Genomic DNA, 16,235 nt, shown 5'->3' with positions numbered 1-16,235 from the left:
CTGAACGAGTGTGTAAGTGGTCAGTGTGCTGGATTCATCGACCCATGAAGACGGGGGCACGCTTCTCGAGGAATGCACACGCTGCCTCACGCGCATCCTCGGTGTGAAACGATCGGACCATTGCGGCCACCTCGGCACCCGCGTACTCGCTCAATGACATCGTCTGGGCTGCAATGAGATTCTGCTTCATCGCCCGGAGCGCGACCGGAGCAGATGCAGCCAGCCGATCAGCGAACTGCCGGACTGCTGCGTCAAGTTCGTCGGAGAACACGACCGAGTTCACCAATCCCAGCCTGTAGGCAGACTGCGCATCGAACTTGGACGGCGTCAAGAAGAGCTCACGCGCTCTTGCACCACCGAGCATTCGCATCAGAAACCAGATACCGCATAGATCGCCGGACAATCCCGCAGAAAGAAATGCGGTATTGAAGACCGCTGTGTCCGAAGCGATACGGAAGTCGGCGGCTGCAGCCAGGGACAGCCCGGCGCCGGCGCACGGACCATTGATCGCCGCGATCGTCGGGCGCGGAAATTCATACAACTGCTCCGCAACGCGTGTGGAGGCTCGCAGGCGTGAGGTGTCCCCTTCGACGGAATCCCCTTGTAGGGAACGTAGTCGAGGCTCAGCGGCCAAATCGGCACCGACGCAAAACGTCGAGCCTTCACCGGTGAGAACCACAACGCGCACATCGACCGACTTTTCCAACTCGCACAGCGTCTCGGACAATTCGCCGAACATTTGCAGCGAAAGCGCGTTTCGACGTTCAGGATTGCTGAGTGTGACTGTCGCGATACCGTTCTCGATCGAACATGAGACGACCGAGCGTGCGCCCCTGTTTGTCATCGATTGCCTTTCGTGATTGTGAGCCACCGAAGATCCTTGTTCGCAACGGCATTCATCACATCAAACGACGAGATATCGACAGCGTCAAAGACGCAATTCGGGCTGCATCGACTGCAATTGCCTATAGGTCGGGCGGCAGAAGATCGTCGGGAACCCGCTCGACCGGGGATTCGTTGCGAAACGCCGCCACATTGCGGCGCTCCATTGCCGCGACGATCGTCGAGGTTGCTTCTATCCGTGAATGTCCTAGGGCCATTTGTCGGTCCACAGCTCGGTCCCACTGTCCGACCAGGAGGTTCGAGTAGTCCAGAAATGCCGTAGCAGTTTCGGTGGTTCGACCGACGCGGTGTACGAACCCGATGTCGCGGCTGAGGGATGGAGTCAGATCTTTGACCTCTGCACCGCGCTGCATTGCCTCAACCGCGACGCGCATCGAGAGGATCGCTGCACCACCACCGGAGAGAACCATCGGAACCACAGCGCCGCGCTGAGGTACCTCGACGGCAACATAAGGTTCGACACCACTCTCGCGAAGCATTCTCTCGACGTAATCCCGATTGGCGGTGTTACGTCCACCCATGACCAAAGGGATACGGTCGAGCATCTCGAGGGGGACGGGGTCGGGCAAATCGTCACCAGTACCCGGCGGTAGTACGAGAACAAATCGTTGACGGACGGCGTCTGCGCTCGCAAACTCCTCTCGGGGAAGCGGCAACATGGTCACGCCAAGTTCGCAGGCGCCGGACTTCACCAACTCGAGCACCCCGGCGAGGTCGTCACGCTCCTCGATGCGCATACGAATGTTGGGGTATTTCACCCGAAAGCGCGCAACCCAGACCGACAGTGGATCGGTGGACATGTCGGATAGAGCTGCGATGTCTATGCGGCCTCGCTCGAGCGCCCGAACCTCACGAACAGCGACCTGTGCCGCGTCCATTTCGCGCAGTACTCTGCGCGCCGGGCCGACCAACGCCTCGCCGGCCGGGGCGAGTACAAGACCCCGGCCGACGCGGTGAAACAACTCCGTTTTCAGTTCACTCTCGAGCTTGCGAATCGACTGAGACAACGACGGCTGAGCCACATGGAGCGCCGATGCGGCACGGTTGATGCCGCCGTTGTCGACAACCGCAAGAAAATACTCCATTTGCCGCACGTCCATGCTGGCAACGTAGCGCACTGGCAACTCAGTCGAGAGCGTCGTCAAGGGCTGATCCGGCCGCCACCTGAACTTCGATCAGATGCGATGACCTGTTTGGGGGTTCGAAGGACGGTTGAAGTCGTCGAGTCCGAACAGGCCCGTCACGGACGGGATAATCGCCCCTGTTCGCGTTGGTTAGCTCGAAGGGCATCCGTTGGTGACAATAGCGTTGTACTTCGGGTCGATATTCGGATCGACGTAGGAAACATTGGCGTCCCAAAGTTGCTCGCTCAGATCCATGCTGAAGGTATTGCGCTCGCTCTCCCAAACGCCGCGGGCGGTGTCCTCGGACAGACCGGTCCACTCGATGAGAATCTTGGTGGCCTCATCGGAGTTGGCGTCGTCTGCAATCCACTCGATCGAGGATCTCATCGCTCGGCAGAACTTGCCGACAGCGTCGGGATTCTTGTCCCAGAATTGCTTCGTGGTGGCGAACATGCCGGTCACGTCATTCTTGCCTCGTTCACCCATCGTGCCCTCGGTGGAACCGGCGATGATGCGAAGCTTGGTGCCTTTGGCAAGTAGCGACTCGTACGTCGTCAGGCCGAGGACACTCGCGTCGGCCTGACCGTTCGCGATAGCGGCAGCCGTCGTGGCCGGCGAACCGGTGCCGATGAAGGTGATCGCCGTGCCGTCGATACCGAACTCGTCGAGTACGTTCAGGGTTCGCTGTTCGTTGGAATCGCCGCGCTGCGGGACCGCAAACCTCTTGCCCGGGAGTTGGTCGAGCGAGGTGATGCCGGATTCCTCGGTCGCCACCATGACGACCCTGCCGCGCGAGTAGGGGCCGAGCACTTTGAGTTCCTGGCCCTGGGCTCCGGCGGGAACGATGACGCCTGGTTGCCCGAAGGTGATCTGGGTGCTGCCGCCGATCATCGCTGACAGAATCTCGGGGCCGGACTTGCCGTCGATCAGTGTCACATCCAGGCCCTCGTTGGTGAAGAAGCCCTTCGTCTCGGCGACACCGAGTGGGTAGGTGTAAATGGTGCCGGGGAACGAGCCGACATTGATCTTGTTGGAATTGCCGCTGTCAGCGTCGGACGAGCCGCACGCAACGGCTCCCGCAAGCAGCGCAAGCGCGCCGCAGAGGGACAGAATCTTGGTTTTCATCACGCCTGGATCTCCTGGATTCGAAGGGACCGAAAATTCAAAGGGATGCTCGGAATCGCTCGTACAGTTCTTGGTAACGCGGGTGGGCGGCCACACTCTCCAGATCACGAGGTCGTTCGATACAAACCTCGACATCGTCGAGGATCTTGCCCTCGCCCAGGAGGACGACGCGGTCCGCGAGTGCGATTGCCTCACCCAGATCGTGGGTGACGAAGACGACCGTGCGTTGGGGTCCCGACTGCCACAACTCGAGGAACTCCTGCTGAACCGAGATCCGAGTTCGGGCATCGAGAGCTGCGAAGGGCTCGTCCATCAGCAGAACGTCAGGATCGAGGGCCCATGTGCGGGCGAGAGCGACCCGCTGGCGCATGCCTTGGGACAGCTGCCACGGCCACAGCCGTTCGGAGCCACCGAGGTGTACGCGCCCCAGCCAGTCACGGGCAACCTTGCGCCGGGTGGTGCGGTCGATGCCGCGTAGTTCCAGCCCGTACTCGACATTGCCCTGCGCGGAACGCCATGGGAGCAGCGCGTCTCGGGCGAGCATGAAACCCAGATGACGGCGGGCCTCTCTGGGAGTGGTGCCATGGACCTCGATCGAGCCGGACGACGGTTCTACCAGCGCAGCGATCATATTCAGCAGGGTGGTCTTGCCGCAGCCGCTGCGCCCGACCAGGGCGACGAACTGTCCGGCCGCGATGTCGAGGTCGATGTCGTGCAGCACCGTGCGGGTACCGCCCTCGGGTTTGTCGAAGGTGACTCGGGCTTGGTGCAGGCGGATCATCGTGTCGCCGCGCTCGACCTTCTCGGTAGCGGCTCTGACGGTGGTGCTGTTCATGGCGGTTGTCTCCTTGGGATCAGTGGTCGGCCGGGGGCTGCCAGCGGAGGAGACGCCTCTCGATGGATCCCATGACCTGGTTCAGAGCGACGGCGATGACGGCGAGCAAGATCAGGATCGCGTAGACCGCCTCGAGCTGGAACAGGGACGAGTACTTGGCGATCAGCTGGCCGAGGCCGTTTTCGGCGGCGATCAACTCGGATCCGACGACACCGAGCAATGCGTAGATCAGACCGAGTCGGAGCGAGGCGATGATCGCGGGAGTCGCTACCGGCAGCATGACCTTCCAGAACAGGTGGTGCTTCTTCGCGCCGAGAACTGCCGACAGGCGTAGCCACTCGGAGTCGGCCGACCGGACTCCGGCCCGTGACGCTGACAACACGATGAAGAACACGAGCGTGCTGGCCAGTGCCACTTTGGCTTCTGTGCCGATGCCGAAGGCAACGATGAAGAACGGCGCGAGAGCGATTCGGGGCATTGCGTTGGCCGCGTCGAGGAACGGCGCGAGAATGCGCTCGAAGGTCGGCAGGAGGCCAAGAGTGATACCAGCGACAACGCCGACGCTGCTGGCAACGACCCAGGCGATCACGACGGCAAGCATCGTGGCCTGGCCGTTGGACCAGAGTTCCCCGTTTTTCACGGCCGCGACGAAGTAGTCCCATGACTGCTTCGGCGACTTGGCCAGAATCGGAGTGATCCACTGGTAGCGCGCGGTCAGGTCCCACGCGCCGAGCCAGACGACCACGAGCGCAAGTTGCGCTCCGCGGATCAACAGCGTCGATCTCCGCGCGGTTCGCGTTCGCCGGTCCTTCACCGGCGCGGGTACCGGCGCGCCGGGCGGCACGTCGTCCTTGCGATGCATCGACTGCTCGTCGGCAGTGATTTGCGACATGAGGGCTCCTAAGTTGCGGCGGGCCTACGCTCCGCGACGCCAGAACTCGAATTCGTACGCGACCCGAGTAATTAATAACATTGCACCTAGAGTCCCCCACGTCAACAGTGCATATGAGCATTTTTTGAGGGAAGCCCAGTTTTCTCAAAAATAACGAAGTCATTTACTTTACGAAAATGAGTGCTGCCTTCGATCGATTCGTGAACGAGTTCCGAGCAGGTCGAGAATCACGTCGAGAAATTCGAACGCCTGCTAACATCTGCGCTACGCCGATCGGCGTTCCGCCACGAGAGGGCCATTAAATGTCCGAGGGGTCTCCTCAGCGCCGCCCGCGCAATCGCAAACAACTGATCGTAACGGCCGCCGCGCAACAGTTCGAAAGAAAGGGCTTCCACGACACCTCGGTAGCAGATATTGCCGCCGAGGTGGGTATCACCGGTCCAGCCCTCTATCGCCACTTCCGCAGCAAGGCCGACCTGCTGACGGCCGCGATCGAACTCGAAATCGAACAGATCGAACGGATCTACACGAGCGCAACGGAGTTACCCGCGATCCTCGACGAGGCCGCGAAGGCCCTCTTGCGTCCGGGCCGTGTCAATACCCTGTGGGAACGCACCAGCCCCTTCCTCGAGCCGGCGATACAGTCGAAGCTCACCGAACGCCATCTCGCAGCGCTGGAGCCGTTGAGAACCGCGCTCGTCGAGGCGCGCCCCGATCTGACCGAATCCGACGCCGACGCACTGACGTGGGCCGTCCATGCAGTGATGAACAGTGCCCGAGCTTTCGAGCGCGCAAAGGTCGACCGCGAGCGAGGTCGACAGCTCATGGTCGCCGCCGCCACCGCGGTAACCGAGATGCCCCGACTGCTGCCCGCGGCACCGGCACCGCTGCCTCCACCGCCGTCCAGCGAGCTGAGCTTCGCATCCCGGCGTGAGGCCGCATTGGCTGCTGCCGTTCACCTATTCGCCGAACGCGGCTTCCAGGCAGTCGGCATGGACGATATCGGCGCTGCGGCCGGTATTTCGGGACCGACTCTCTACCACCACTTTCCGGGCAAGTCGGCGATACTCTCGCACATTATCCTGCGTTGTCTCGAAGCGCTGAATTTCGACCTGGCAGCGGTGCTGTCGAGTACTGACGACCCCGCCGAGGCACTCGAGTTGGCGCTCGCGTCATTCGTCCGGATCAATGTCGCTCAAGGTGACGCACTCGTGGCGTTGACAACCGGGATCGTCAACGTCCCTGCAGAGGAGCGCACCCCGATCCGGCGGGCGCAGCAGGATTACATCAACGAGTGGGCAGTATTGCTCGCAGCCAGCCGGCAAGACTTGAGCCAGGCCGACACAGAAGCACTGGTCCGGTCGGCGCAGCGCGTGATCGACTCCATGCGACATCACCTTCCCTTGCGGAAAACCGAGCAGCGCCAACCTCTTCGGCGGCTCGGGCACGCCGTCCTCGGCATCGAAGAGAAGTTCGACACCGCCAACCTGCTGGTCTGAGAGGAGTCAGATCTAAGGTGGTCGGCGGCACGTGATGCTGCCGAAATACGTTTGTCTGTGATGCCATTGCAACCCGATCTGGATCCGACCGTAGGAGCACGGCCGGATCCCGGGGTACGTCAAGGCCACTCGAAATTCGGCGGCAGACAACGAAACCTTTTGCAGTTCAAGCGTTCTGATTTTCCATCGCTCGCTGGGCAAAGAACTGCTCGACCGCTACGGCATGGTCGCCCGAGGCGAAACACTCCTTCTCCACAGACAGTGCCAAGTCGAGGACCGTATTGGCGGTATCGCGCAGGATCGCGTTGAGGACCTGCTTGGTTCCCTGAATGGCCCGAGTGTGCCCACCGGCCAGCCGCTGGGCCAACGTGTGCGCGGCGTCGAGCAGCTCGTCGGGTTCGACGACGTGGTTGATCAAGCCGATGCGTTCAGCCTCCGTCGCGTCGATCTTGTCGCCGGTGAAGAAATACTCCTTGGTCCGGGCCATGCCGACCAGCCAGGGCCAGACGATCGCGCCGCCGTCACCGGCGACGACACCCACGTTGACGTGGGGGTCAGCGATAATGGCGGTGCGCGAGGCGTAAGTGACGTCGCAGAGCAAGGCAATCGTCGCACCCAAACCGATTGCGGGGCCGTTGATGGCGGCGATGATCGGCTGCGGCACCTCGAGCAGGTCGACGATGATCGACCGCGCGTCGCGGAAGAAGTCGTCGAGCTCCTGACCCGCCGACATCCGCGGACCCTTCAGGTTGCCGCCGGCCGAGAAAGCCTTGCCATTTCCGGTCAGTACGACGGCCCGCACCGAGGTGTCGCGGCGCAGCTCGCGCCACAGTCGGATGAAGTCACGATGCGTGGCGTGATTGATCGCATTGAAGTCGTCGGGGCGGTCGATGCGGACCTCGAGGACCGCACCGCGACGGGTGGTGGCGAGGTTGTCGAACGCGTATTTCTGCAGCTCGTCCATAGCTTTTACTCCTGCTCGGTTTCTTCGGGGGTCAGAGGCGTTCGAGGATCGTGGCGTTGGCCATCCCGCCGCCCTCACACATCGACTGGAGCCCGTATCGAATGTCGTGGTCGACCATGTGGTGGACCATTGTTGTCATCAGTCGGGCGCCGGAACCGCCGATCGGGTGACCGATCGCCATCGCACCGCCGTTCGGATTCATCCGCTCGTACGACGCACCGGTCTCGCGCAGCCACGCGAGGCTTACCGGTGCGAAAGCCTCGTTGATCTCGAAGACTCCGATGTCGTCGATGTCCAGACCCGCCTTGGCCAGCGCCTTGGCGGTCGCGGGGATCGGGCCCTTGAGCATGGTGACCGGGTCGGTACCCGCGACCACAGCAGTATGGATACGCGCCAGTGGGCGCCAGCCCTTCTTCTGTGCGATCTCACTGGTCGTGACGAGCAGTGCGGCCGAACCGTCGGAGATCTGCGAGGCGTTGCCGGCAGTGATGGTTCCGTCGCCCCCGAAGGCCGGTTTTAGTGCACCGAGCCCCTCGATCGTGGAGCCGCGACGGATGCCCTCGTCCGTGTCGAAAAGTCTTGTTGCGCCGTCCTCTTCGACGATCTCGACGGGCACGATCTGGTTCTTGAATCGCCCCTCGTCGATCGCTTGCGCGGCACGCGCGTGAGAATCGAGCGCATGCTGGTCGAGGTCCGTGCGGGTGAGGCCGTACTCGTCGGCGATCATCTGTGCGCCCACACCTTGATGGAAGCGCATTCCGTTGTAACGCTGCAACACCGAAGGACCAAATGGTTCTCCACACGAACCGTCGCCGAGCGCCGCCTGCGCCGGAACGGCGCTCATGATCTCCACACCACCGGCCACGGCGATGTCGTACTGCCCCGAGATGACACCCGCAGCGGCCTGGTGCACCGCCTGCTGAGACGAACCGCACTGGCGCTCGACCGTTACAGCCGGGACGGACTCGGGCCAGCCCGCGGCGAGCACCGACGCTCGGCCGATGCCACCGCTCTGCATGCCGATGGGGATGGCGCAGCCCCAAACCACGTCGTCCACAAGCGCGGGGTCGAGGCCCGTGAGCTCAATGAGCGCGTTGAGGACGATGGCAGAGAGATCTGCCGAATGCAATTGGGAGAGTGAACCTTTGCGCTTCCCGACCGGAGTCCGAACAGCCTCGACGATAACGGCGTCACGCATCATCGGGCACCCGCATCAACGGTGACGCACTGACCGGAGACGTAGTTCATCTCCTGCAGGCACAATGCGTAGATCGCCCCTGCTGCTTCTTCGGGCGTACCCGGGCGTCCGAGCGGGCTGGTCTTCTGCACACTGTCCATTGCGGCCTGGCTGACACCGACCCTCATCTTGCGGCCCTCGATCTCGACAACGGTGTCCTCGCTCGCAACAGCTTCGGTCATCCGGGTCAGGATGAAGCCGAAGGCAACAGCGTTGACGTTGACCCGGTAGCGGCCCCACTCCTTGGCGAGGGTCTTGGTCAAACCGATGACGCCGGCCTTCGCGGCAGCGTAATTGACCTGGCCTGGGTTGCCGTAGACGCCCGAGACCGACGAGACGTTGACGACCTTGCGGTGGTACTCGGTCGGGTTCGACTTGATGTACGGGGCGGCCGCCCGCAGGATCTTGAACGGCGCGGTCAGGTGCATCTCGAGGACGCTGTCCCACTGCTCGTCCGTCATCCGCTGGATGACGTTGTCCATGATGTAGCCGGCGTTGTTGACGATGATGTCGATGCCGCCGAAGTTCTCGACTGCGGTGTCGACGAAGCGCTGAGCGAAGTCGGGCGCGGTGACCGAGCCGACGCAAGCGACGGCCTGCCCTCCTGCCCTGACGATGTCCTCGACGGTCTCCTTGGCGGGCGCGTCGTCGAGGTCGTTGACGACGACCTTGGCTCCTTCGGCTGCCAGCTTGAGCGCCACGGCGCGTCCGATTCCGCGACCGGAACCGGTGACGACCGCTACTTTGTCCTGAAGTGTGGGCATGTCAATTCTTCCTTTGTGAGAGAGGGTCTGGTTCAGCCGAGCCGCACGACGGCAGCGCCACGCAGCGTGACGGTGCCGTCGGGCAGAGCAACGGTGAGGTCGAGATGGGCGACGCTGTCGTCGGCCCTCGTGACGGTGCCCGTGCACGTCGGCGCGCTGTTGACGGGGGTGATCGCGCTGAAGCGGACCTCGAAGGAGACGATCTGCTCCTGCGCCCAGTGGTCGGTGAGCAGCCGACTGAGATAGGCCATCGAGAGCATCCCGTGGGCGAAGACGTCGTCGATGCCGACCGCACGGCACGCGTCGGTGTCGATGTGCACCGGGTTGTGGTCGCCAGAGGCGCCGGCGTAGAGGGCCAGCGCGGTGCGGGTGATCCGAGGGCAGGCGAGGTAGATCTCCTGGCCGTGGACGAGGTCGGTGCCGGTGGTGGTTGGCGAGGTCATCGAGCCGCCTTGGGATCGCGCACGACGATCGTGCTGGTGAGTGTCGCGACGGGTTTTCCTGAGACGCCGACGTGGGTGTCGCGGACGATGAACTGCAGCGCGCCGCCCTTCTTGCTGGAGACATCGGTAACTTCGGTCCAGAAAGTCAGCACGTCGCCGGCGTACGCAGGCGCGTGGTACGTGAACTTCTGTCCGCCGTGAAGGATGGTGCGGACATCGACGCCGAGCTGGGTGAGGAAGTCGCTGCGGTTGGGGTTGTCCATCTCCAGGCAGAAGAAAAAGGTCGGCGGAATCGGGAGATCGGGGTGGCCGGCGGCTCTTGCCGCGTCGAGGTCGCTGTAGAGCGGGTCGGTCTGGCCGGTGGCCTCGGCGAAGAATCGGAGCCGTCCACGTTCGGCGGAGGTCGAGAACTCCTCGGTGCGAGTACCGACGAGCGCGGGGTCGATGGGGGTAGTCATCTCACGAGAGCCTCTCCAGAAGGGTTACGACGCCGGCTGTTCCCAGGCCGAGGTTGTGCTGCAGGCCGAGCCGGGCGTTCGGCACCTGCCGGTCGCCCGCGGTGCCGCGCAGTTGTCGAGTGAGCTCGACGATCTGCGCGAGACCGGTGGCACCGAGGGGATGGCCTTTGGAGAGCAGACCACCGGACGGGTTGGTGACCACGCGGCCGCCATAGGTGTTGTCGCCGTTTGCGATGAACTTCTCGGCGCCGCCGGTTTCACAGAGACCGAGCCCCTCGTAGGTGAGCACCTCGTTGATGGTGAAGCAGTCGTGCAGCTCGACGACGTCGATGTCGGCTGGGCCTACTCCGGCCTCGTCGTACACGCGCTCGGCAATTCGACGGGTCACGTCCGACCCGACGAGGGAGATCGCGCTCCGAGTGTCGAAGAGGTCCGCGTCGTCGGATTCCAGCGCCTGCGCCACTATCGCGACCTGTGGGTCGACGCCGTGCTTGCGGGCGAACTCCTCTGTGCACACGACGGCAGCGGCTGCGCCGGAAGTTGGCGGGCAGCACTGCAGCCGGGTCAGCGGACCAGCGACGGTGGGCGAGGCAAGCACGTCCTCGACGGTGATCGGAGTGCGGAAGACGGCGAGTGGGTTGTTGCCCGCGTGCCTACGAGCCTTCACAGCGACGGCGGCCAGCGTCTCGACGGTGGCGCCCGTGATGTCGAAGTACTCCTGCGCTGCGGCGGCGAAGTACTGCGGCGTCATCGGCAGTGCGGGGTCGACGTCGTAGATGTCCTCGAGTGAGGACTGGAACGCCGACAGCGGAGCGGGCCGGTCCGTCCACTTCGCGGTGAGGGCGCCCGGCGGCATCTGCTCGAAACCGATAGTTAGCGCACATTCGGTTGCACCACTCGCGACTGCCTGGCGGGCCAACCACAGTGCCGACGACCCGGACGCACAGTTGTTGTTGACGTTGAGGACGGGAATACGAGTCATCCCCAGCTGGTACGCAATCCTTTGACCGGAAGTCGAGTCACCGTAAACATATCCAGCGTAGACCTGGCCGATCTGATCGTAACTCAAGCCGGCATCGTCGAGGGCTGCTCGGGCAGCTGCGACACCCATATCGTCATACCGTGCACCGACACTGGGTTTGGTAAAGGGGATCATCCCTGCGCCGGCTATCAGCACTCGAGATTTCATTTTGGCCTCCTCGCCTAATAGCTATTAACTTTTAAACGTCGAGAGGCGCACTGTCAAGACTGCGCGAGGCGGAGTCGGATCCAGGTCGTCAACGAAGGGGCTGCGATCCGCAAAGTAACTGACGATTCGGGAACCATCTTGACACCAGCAGGGTAAAGTGAATTATCGTTAGAGTCAGAACGGTAGCAAGTAGGGGCTGTTCGCCAGCGAAAAGGAGGATGCCGTGGCCCATCAGACAAGTCCGACGAAGCTCGAAACGAACGCTTCGATCGACGGTCCCGAGCCAAACCCTGACTTCACCACGGCCGCACCACTGGCCGACCTCGTCTCCGTTCGGCCGCACCGCACGGACACCTTCCACGGACTCGGCCACGCGGGCGCACCGAAGCGAGTAATGGGTGGCCAGGTCGCCGCCCAGGCACTCGCCGCCGCGGGAGCGACCGTCGATGCCGATCGAGTTCCACACTCGCTACACGGATATTTCCTGCGCGAAGGCCGACCGGACCAGATCATCGAATACCACGTCGAACGAAGCCGAGACGGCCGCACCTACAGCGCACGCCAGGTGGCCGCAGTTCAGGACGGTTCCGAAATATTCGTGATGACAGCGTCTTTCGTGCGTCCGACTGCCGACAGCGAGCGACATCTGGTCGCACCGGTCGTGCCCGCTCCCGACACTGCACCCGACATGTACGACGTGTGGCGCTCGTTACATCCCGAGGCATATGCCGAGGCGGTCTACGCCGGCGCGATCGAGGCGCGCATCGTGCCGCGGCCGACGGGTCCCACCGCACCTGACAGCGATGGCGCTGTCCGTCAGGACATTTGGCTGCGCTCACGCCACCCGTTGCCCGACGACCCGCTCGTGCACGCCTGCGCTCTGACATATCTGTCGGACAGCACACTCGCGCAGTCCTCGGCGATCGAGCACGAGGTGATGTATCCGCTGCGCCGCGAGCCCGGTCGAGTCGGGTTGGCTTCGATCGATCACTCCGTCTGGTTTCATCGATCGCTGCGTGCCGACGACTGGCTGCTTCTGCGTCAGGCGAGTATCAGCATCGCGTCTCGGCGGGGATTCAACCAGGGCTCCTTCTGGTCCCCCAACGGAACGATGGTTGCCAGCGCCGCCCAGGAGTCGGTGGTCCGGCTTCTTTCCAACACAAAGGACGAAAAGTGAGTCAACACAGAGGACAACTGGACGGCAGGGTCGTCATCGTGACCGGCGCAGGCGCCGGCATCGGTCGCGAGCACGCACTCCTCATGGCACGTGAGGGGGCGCGGGTTGTCGTCAACGACCTGGCCGACCCGGCCGACGTCGTATCGGAAATCATCGCAGCTGGCGGCAAAGCGGTCGGCGTCGCTGGCAGCGTCGCGGAAATGGCGACCGGCGAGCGCCTTGTCGAGGCTGCGCTCGACACCTTTGGTGACATGCATGCAATCGTCAACAACGCGGGCGTCGTTCGCGACGCGATGGTCTGGAACATGTCCGAGGAGGACTACGACCTCGTTGTCGACGTCCATCTCAAGGGCGCCTTTTCGGTAACCCGGGCAGCCGCACGGCACTGGCGGGCAGAAAGCAAGGCAGGCCGTCAGGCCGACCGCTCGATCGTCAACACCACATCGGCCGCGGGCCTGCACGGAAACGTCGGACAATGGAACTACGCCGCGGCCAAGGCCGGTCTTGCCGCGCAGGCACTCCTCGCGGTGGCCGAACTCGGCCACTACGGCGTCCGCGCCAACGCGATCTCGCCGGCCGCCCGGACCGCGATGGTTACCTCGTCGCCCGGACTCGCTGCAGCCGTCGCCGCGCCGAAGGACGAAGATGCGTTCGACAAGTTCCACCCGCGAAACGCTTCGCCACTGGTCGCATACCTCGTCAAAGCAGACTGCCCGTTCACCGGGCAGGTCTTTTCCGTGACCGGTGGTCATGTCGGCCTCTATCGCGGGTTCTCAGTCGGTCACGTCGTGGAGGCCGACCACAGCTGGAGCGTCACCGAACTCGCCGCGATCATGGAAGACGAGTCGTTTCCCCACGCACTGGAGATCGTTCGCCCGAACATCATGAGTTGAAAGGTCTGACCCGATGTACCTCACCCATGCCTTGCACCGCGCGGTTCGCTACTGGGCCGATGACGTCCTGACCATCGACGCCGACCGCGTCTTCACCTCGACTCAGTCGGCTGATCGCGTCGCCCGGCTCGCGGGCGCGTTACACGCGCTCGGCGTCGGCGACAACGACCGGGTTGCGATCGTCGCGCTCAACTCCGATAGGCACCATGAAGTCTTCCATGGAAGCTGGTGGGCGGGGGCGGTACCGAGCCCGCTCAACACACGGTGGTCGGCAGCCGAAATCACATACGCGCTCAACGACTCTGGGTGCAAGGTAGTGTTCGTCGACGAAGCCTTCGCCCCCATGGTGCCGGTGATACGCGAGCAGGTCCCCGGCCTCGCGACCATCGTCTACATCGGACGCGGTGAGGCGCCCCAGGGCGCCGCGGCCTACGACGAGTTGATCGCGGGTGCTGAACCGGTCGCCGACGCGCACCGATCGGATGACGACCTCGCGTTCGTGCTCTACACCGGCGGCACCACGGGCGCTGCCAAGGGCACGATGATCACCCACCGCTCGTTTCTCACCGGGTTACTGAGTTATCAGATGTCCGGGGCGGCAGTCCGCGCGGATGGCGTCACCATGTTGACCGGCCCGCTCTTTCACATCGGCGCCCTACTGGGCTGGTACTCCCAGCAACTGCTCGGCGGCAAGCTCGTGTTCGTACCGACATTCTCGCCGGAAAACGCAATGCGCACGATCGAGGAACACCGCGTCACCGGATGCGCACTGGTACCGACGATGATCCAACGAATCTGCGAGCACGAGGATTTCGCGTCGTACGACCTGAGCAGCCTCGAATTCATCGGATACGGCGCGTCGGCGACCCCCGACAGCCTGCTCGCGCTGGTCATGAAAAATTTGCCGCACACGCAACTCGTCCACGTCTACGGCATGACCGAAACCGGTTGCCTGACAATGCTCAACGGGCCCGACCACCGGGCCGGCCGCAAGCTCGGATCGGTCGGTCGGGCGACCCCGTGCATCGAACTCGAGGTCGTCGACCCCGACGGTAACCCGGTGCCCTCGGGGACGGTCGGCCAGATCGTCACCCGCGGTGACCATGTGATGGCGGGCTACTGGAACAAACCCAACGAAACGGCAGCCACGATCCGTGATGGCTGGCTCCAAACCGGCGACGGAGGCTACCTCGACGAGGATGGTTACCTCTGGATCGCCGACCGTCTCAAGGACATGATCATCTCCGGCGGCGAGAACGTGTACCCCGCCGAAGTCGAGAACGTGCTCGCAGGGCATCCCGCCGTCGCGGCTTGCGCCGTGATCGGCGTCCCGGACGCGGACTGGGGGGAACGGGTACACGCCGTCGTCGTTCTACGACCCGGACAGGACGCGTCGATCGAGGAAGTACGGGCCTTCGTCAAGGACCGGATCGCCGGGTACAAGGCACCGCGCAGTCTGACGATTGTCGACGAAATGCCCATGACCGGCACCGGAAAAATCATCAAAGGCAAGCTGCGCGACACCATCGCGGCTAGCTGAGCCAGACGACACAAGGAGAGTTCGACAATGCAACGCAAGATCTACGACGCCGACCACGATGCGTTTCGTGACATGATTCGCGGCTTCATCGCAACCGAGGTCTCACCCTCCTACACGGAGTGGGAGCACGACCGGATGGTGCCGCGGGATCTCTTCCGCAAGATGGGCAAGATCGGCGTCACCGGTTTCGGTATCCCCGAGGAGTACGGCGGGCCAGGCGAGGTGAGCTTCAAATACCAGGCGATCATCTCCGAAGAAGTCGCGCGAGCGTGCGTGCACTTGGGCCACTACGGCCTGAGCACCGGAATGGTACTGCCGTACTTGCTGGGCCTTGCCACCGACGAGCAGAAGCAGCGTTGGCTGCCGGGTATCGCATCAGGCGACATCCTGTTGTGCATCGCGATGACCGAGCCCGGCACCGGCTCCGATCTCGCCGGAATCCGGACTTCGGCCCGGCTTTCCCCCGACGGCCGCCACTACGTGATCAACGGCGCGAAGACGTTCATCTCCGGTGCCCGAAACTCCGAGTTGTGCGTCGTCGCGGCCCGTACGGCGACGCCGAGCGAAACCGACCGACGCGCGGGATTGAGCCTGATCGTCGTTCCCACAGACGCCGATGGCTTCGAGTTCGGCCGCAACCTCGACAAGATCGGACTCAAGGCCAGCGACACCAACGAACTGTCGTTCACCGACGTGCATGTTCCGGTCGAGAATCTGCTCGGCGAGGAGGGGGCGGCCTTCAGTTATCTCGGGCGGAACCTTCCCCGGGAGCGGCTGATCGTCGGTGTCGACGCCGTCGCGCGTGCGCGTGCCGCAGTGGATATGACCTGCGAATATGTCCAAGAACGGAAGGTTTTCGGCAAGCCTGTCGCGGCGTTCCAGAATACCAAGTTCGTGCTCGCCGAGTGCGACGCCGAGGTAGCAGCGAGTCAGGCCCTGGTCGATCGTGGCATCGAACTGGAAAGCGATCACGAACTAACCGCAGCCGATGCGGCGCGTATCAAGTTGCAGACCACGGAGATGGCCGGCCGCGTTGTCGACAAGTGCCTCCAACTGCACGGCGGTTACGGCTACATGCGGGAGTACGCCATCGCCCGGATGTTCGCCGACTTGCGAGTCAACCGCATTTACGGTGGATCCACCGAAGTCATGAAGACCATCATCGCGAAGGACATGGGCCTGTAAGGCCTGG

At 63.3% G+C, this 16,235-nt stretch carries 16 protein-coding genes; 5 read left to right on the top strand and 11 right to left on the bottom strand.

The window, feature by feature from the left end; all coding sequences use genetic code 11:
• Nucleotides 1-34 precede the first annotated feature (34 nt).
• The 5 genes from ACFQ6Y_RS00160 to ACFQ6Y_RS00140 form a co-directional block, all read right to left on the bottom strand.
• Complete coding sequence (locus tag ACFQ6Y_RS00160; RefSeq protein ID WP_378627508.1) at nucleotides 35-844, bottom strand: enoyl-CoA hydratase-related protein; 810 nt, start codon at nucleotides 842-844, stop codon at nucleotides 35-37.
• A gap of 121 nt (nucleotides 845-965) precedes the next feature.
• Nucleotides 966-2,003: a LysR family transcriptional regulator gene (locus ACFQ6Y_RS00155; protein ID WP_378627505.1), complete on the bottom strand. Its 1,038-nt coding sequence runs from the start codon at nucleotides 2,001-2,003 to the stop codon at nucleotides 966-968.
• Between the two features lie 174 nt (nucleotides 2,004-2,177).
• Nucleotides 2,178-3,152, bottom strand: a complete 975-nt coding sequence (locus tag ACFQ6Y_RS00150) for an ABC transporter substrate-binding protein (RefSeq protein WP_378627503.1) — start codon at nucleotides 3,150-3,152, stop codon at nucleotides 2,178-2,180.
• A gap of 37 nt (nucleotides 3,153-3,189) precedes the next feature.
• Nucleotides 3,190-3,987 (bottom strand): ABC transporter ATP-binding protein, encoded by a 798-nt coding sequence (locus ACFQ6Y_RS00145; protein ID WP_378627500.1) that lies wholly within the window; start codon nucleotides 3,985-3,987, stop codon nucleotides 3,190-3,192.
• A 19-nt stretch (nucleotides 3,988-4,006) separates the two neighbouring features.
• Nucleotides 4,007-4,879, bottom strand: a complete 873-nt coding sequence (locus ACFQ6Y_RS00140; protein WP_378627477.1) for an ABC transporter permease — start codon at nucleotides 4,877-4,879, stop codon at nucleotides 4,007-4,009.
• A gap of 302 nt (nucleotides 4,880-5,181) precedes the next feature.
• Between ACFQ6Y_RS00140 and ACFQ6Y_RS00135 the strand changes: the two genes are divergently transcribed.
• The gene (locus ACFQ6Y_RS00135; RefSeq protein ID WP_378627474.1) at nucleotides 5,182-6,378 is read left to right on the top strand and encodes a TetR/AcrR family transcriptional regulator; all 1,197 of its coding nucleotides are present in this window, start codon (nucleotides 5,182-5,184) and stop codon (nucleotides 6,376-6,378) included.
• Nucleotides 6,379-6,544: 166 nt separating this feature from the next.
• Here ACFQ6Y_RS00135 and ACFQ6Y_RS00130 read toward each other — a convergent pair whose 3' ends face one another.
• Genes ACFQ6Y_RS00130 through ACFQ6Y_RS00105 form a run of 6 tightly spaced genes read right to left on the bottom strand, consistent with a single transcriptional unit; the run spans nucleotide 6,545 to nucleotide 11,433 of the window.
• A complete protein-coding gene (locus ACFQ6Y_RS00130) occupies nucleotides 6,545-7,342 on the bottom strand; it encodes an enoyl-CoA hydratase/isomerase family protein (RefSeq protein ID WP_378627471.1) in 798 nt (265 codons plus the stop codon).
• A 31-nt stretch (nucleotides 7,343-7,373) separates the two neighbouring features.
• A complete protein-coding gene (locus ACFQ6Y_RS00125) occupies nucleotides 7,374-8,540 on the bottom strand; it encodes a thiolase family protein (RefSeq protein WP_378627469.1) in 1,167 nt (388 codons plus the stop codon).
• A complete protein-coding gene (locus ACFQ6Y_RS00120; RefSeq protein WP_228401825.1) occupies nucleotides 8,540-9,343 on the bottom strand; it encodes an SDR family NAD(P)-dependent oxidoreductase in 804 nt (267 codons plus the stop codon). The genes ACFQ6Y_RS00125 and ACFQ6Y_RS00120 overlap by 1 nt, the downstream gene beginning before the upstream one ends.
• A 32-nt stretch (nucleotides 9,344-9,375) precedes the next feature.
• Entirely contained in the window at nucleotides 9,376-9,786 is a 411-nt protein-coding gene (locus tag ACFQ6Y_RS00115) for a MaoC/PaaZ C-terminal domain-containing protein (protein WP_378627467.1), read from the bottom strand.
• On the bottom strand, nucleotides 9,783-10,244 hold the full coding sequence (locus ACFQ6Y_RS00110; RefSeq protein WP_378627465.1) for a MaoC family dehydratase N-terminal domain-containing protein: 462 nt from the start codon (nucleotides 10,242-10,244) through the stop codon (nucleotides 9,783-9,785). The genes ACFQ6Y_RS00115 and ACFQ6Y_RS00110 overlap by 4 nt, the downstream gene beginning before the upstream one ends.
• A gap of 1 nt (nucleotide 10,245) precedes the next feature.
• Nucleotides 10,246-11,433 (bottom strand): lipid-transfer protein, encoded by a 1,188-nt coding sequence (locus tag ACFQ6Y_RS00105; protein WP_378627462.1) that lies wholly within the window; start codon nucleotides 11,431-11,433, stop codon nucleotides 10,246-10,248.
• 223 nt (nucleotides 11,434-11,656) lie between these two features.
• Between ACFQ6Y_RS00105 and ACFQ6Y_RS00100 the strand changes: the two genes are divergently transcribed.
• From ACFQ6Y_RS00100 to ACFQ6Y_RS00085, 4 genes are read left to right on the top strand one after another with little or no spacing between them, the layout of a single operon-like run.
• Nucleotides 11,657-12,610, top strand: coding sequence for an acyl-CoA thioesterase (locus ACFQ6Y_RS00100; protein ID WP_378627460.1), 954 nt, complete (start codon nucleotides 11,657-11,659; stop codon nucleotides 12,608-12,610).
• Nucleotides 12,607-13,503: an SDR family NAD(P)-dependent oxidoreductase gene (locus tag ACFQ6Y_RS00095; protein WP_378627431.1), complete on the top strand. Its 897-nt coding sequence runs from the start codon at nucleotides 12,607-12,609 to the stop codon at nucleotides 13,501-13,503. Before ACFQ6Y_RS00100 ends, ACFQ6Y_RS00095 begins: the two co-directional genes overlap by 4 nt.
• A 13-nt stretch (nucleotides 13,504-13,516) precedes the next feature.
• Nucleotides 13,517-15,043, top strand: coding sequence for a class I adenylate-forming enzyme family protein (locus ACFQ6Y_RS00090; RefSeq protein WP_378627427.1), 1,527 nt, complete (start codon nucleotides 13,517-13,519; stop codon nucleotides 15,041-15,043).
• A gap of 27 nt (nucleotides 15,044-15,070) precedes the next feature.
• On the top strand, nucleotides 15,071-16,228 hold the full coding sequence (locus tag ACFQ6Y_RS00085) for an acyl-CoA dehydrogenase family protein (RefSeq protein WP_378627423.1): 1,158 nt from the start codon (nucleotides 15,071-15,073) through the stop codon (nucleotides 16,226-16,228).
• Nucleotides 16,229-16,235 lie beyond the last annotated feature (7 nt).

This window comes from Rhodococcus sp. NPDC056516 (genome assembly GCF_042794655.1).
GTDB lineage: Bacteria > Actinomycetota > Actinomycetes > Mycobacteriales > Mycobacteriaceae > Rhodococcus_F.
This window is presented reverse-complemented; position numbering and strand designations above follow the sequence as displayed.

What these genes read in the sequence shown, in the direction of transcription:
- ACFQ6Y_RS00160 (WP_378627508.1), bottom strand. Translation starts at nt 844, where the DNA reads ATGACAAACAGGGGCGCACGCTCGGTCGTCTCATGTTCGATCGAGAAC.
- ACFQ6Y_RS00155 (WP_378627505.1), bottom strand. Translation starts at nt 2,003, where the DNA reads ATGGACGTGCGGCAAATGGAGTATTTTCTTGCGGTTGTCGACAACGGC.
- ACFQ6Y_RS00150 (WP_378627503.1), bottom strand. Translation starts at nt 3,152, where the DNA reads ATGAAAACCAAGATTCTGTCCCTCTGCGGCGCGCTTGCGCTGCTTGCG.
- ACFQ6Y_RS00145 (WP_378627500.1), bottom strand. Translation starts at nt 3,987, where the DNA reads ATGAACAGCACCACCGTCAGAGCCGCTACCGAGAAGGTCGAGCGCGGC.
- ACFQ6Y_RS00140 (WP_378627477.1), bottom strand. Translation starts at nt 4,879, where the DNA reads ATGTCGCAAATCACTGCCGACGAGCAGTCGATGCATCGCAAGGACGAC.
- ACFQ6Y_RS00135 (WP_378627474.1), top strand. Translation starts at nt 5,182, where the DNA reads ATGTCCGAGGGGTCTCCTCAGCGCCGCCCGCGCAATCGCAAACAACTG.
- ACFQ6Y_RS00130 (WP_378627471.1), bottom strand. Translation starts at nt 7,342, where the DNA reads ATGGACGAGCTGCAGAAATACGCGTTCGACAACCTCGCCACCACCCGT.
- ACFQ6Y_RS00125 (WP_378627469.1), bottom strand. Translation starts at nt 8,540, where the DNA reads ATGCGTGACGCCGTTATCGTCGAGGCTGTTCGGACTCCGGTCGGGAAG.
- ACFQ6Y_RS00120 (WP_228401825.1), bottom strand. Translation starts at nt 9,343, where the DNA reads ATGCCCACACTTCAGGACAAAGTAGCGGTCGTCACCGGTTCCGGTCGC.
- ACFQ6Y_RS00115 (WP_378627467.1), bottom strand. Translation starts at nt 9,786, where the DNA reads ATGACCTCGCCAACCACCACCGGCACCGACCTCGTCCACGGCCAGGAG.
- ACFQ6Y_RS00110 (WP_378627465.1), bottom strand. Translation starts at nt 10,244, where the DNA reads ATGACTACCCCCATCGACCCCGCGCTCGTCGGTACTCGCACCGAGGAG.
- ACFQ6Y_RS00105 (WP_378627462.1), bottom strand. Translation starts at nt 11,433, where the DNA reads ATGAAATCTCGAGTGCTGATAGCCGGCGCAGGGATGATCCCCTTTACC.
- ACFQ6Y_RS00090 (WP_378627427.1), top strand. Translation starts at nt 13,517, where the DNA reads ATGTACCTCACCCATGCCTTGCACCGCGCGGTTCGCTACTGGGCCGAT.
- ACFQ6Y_RS00085 (WP_378627423.1), top strand. Translation starts at nt 15,071, where the DNA reads ATGCAACGCAAGATCTACGACGCCGACCACGATGCGTTTCGTGACATG.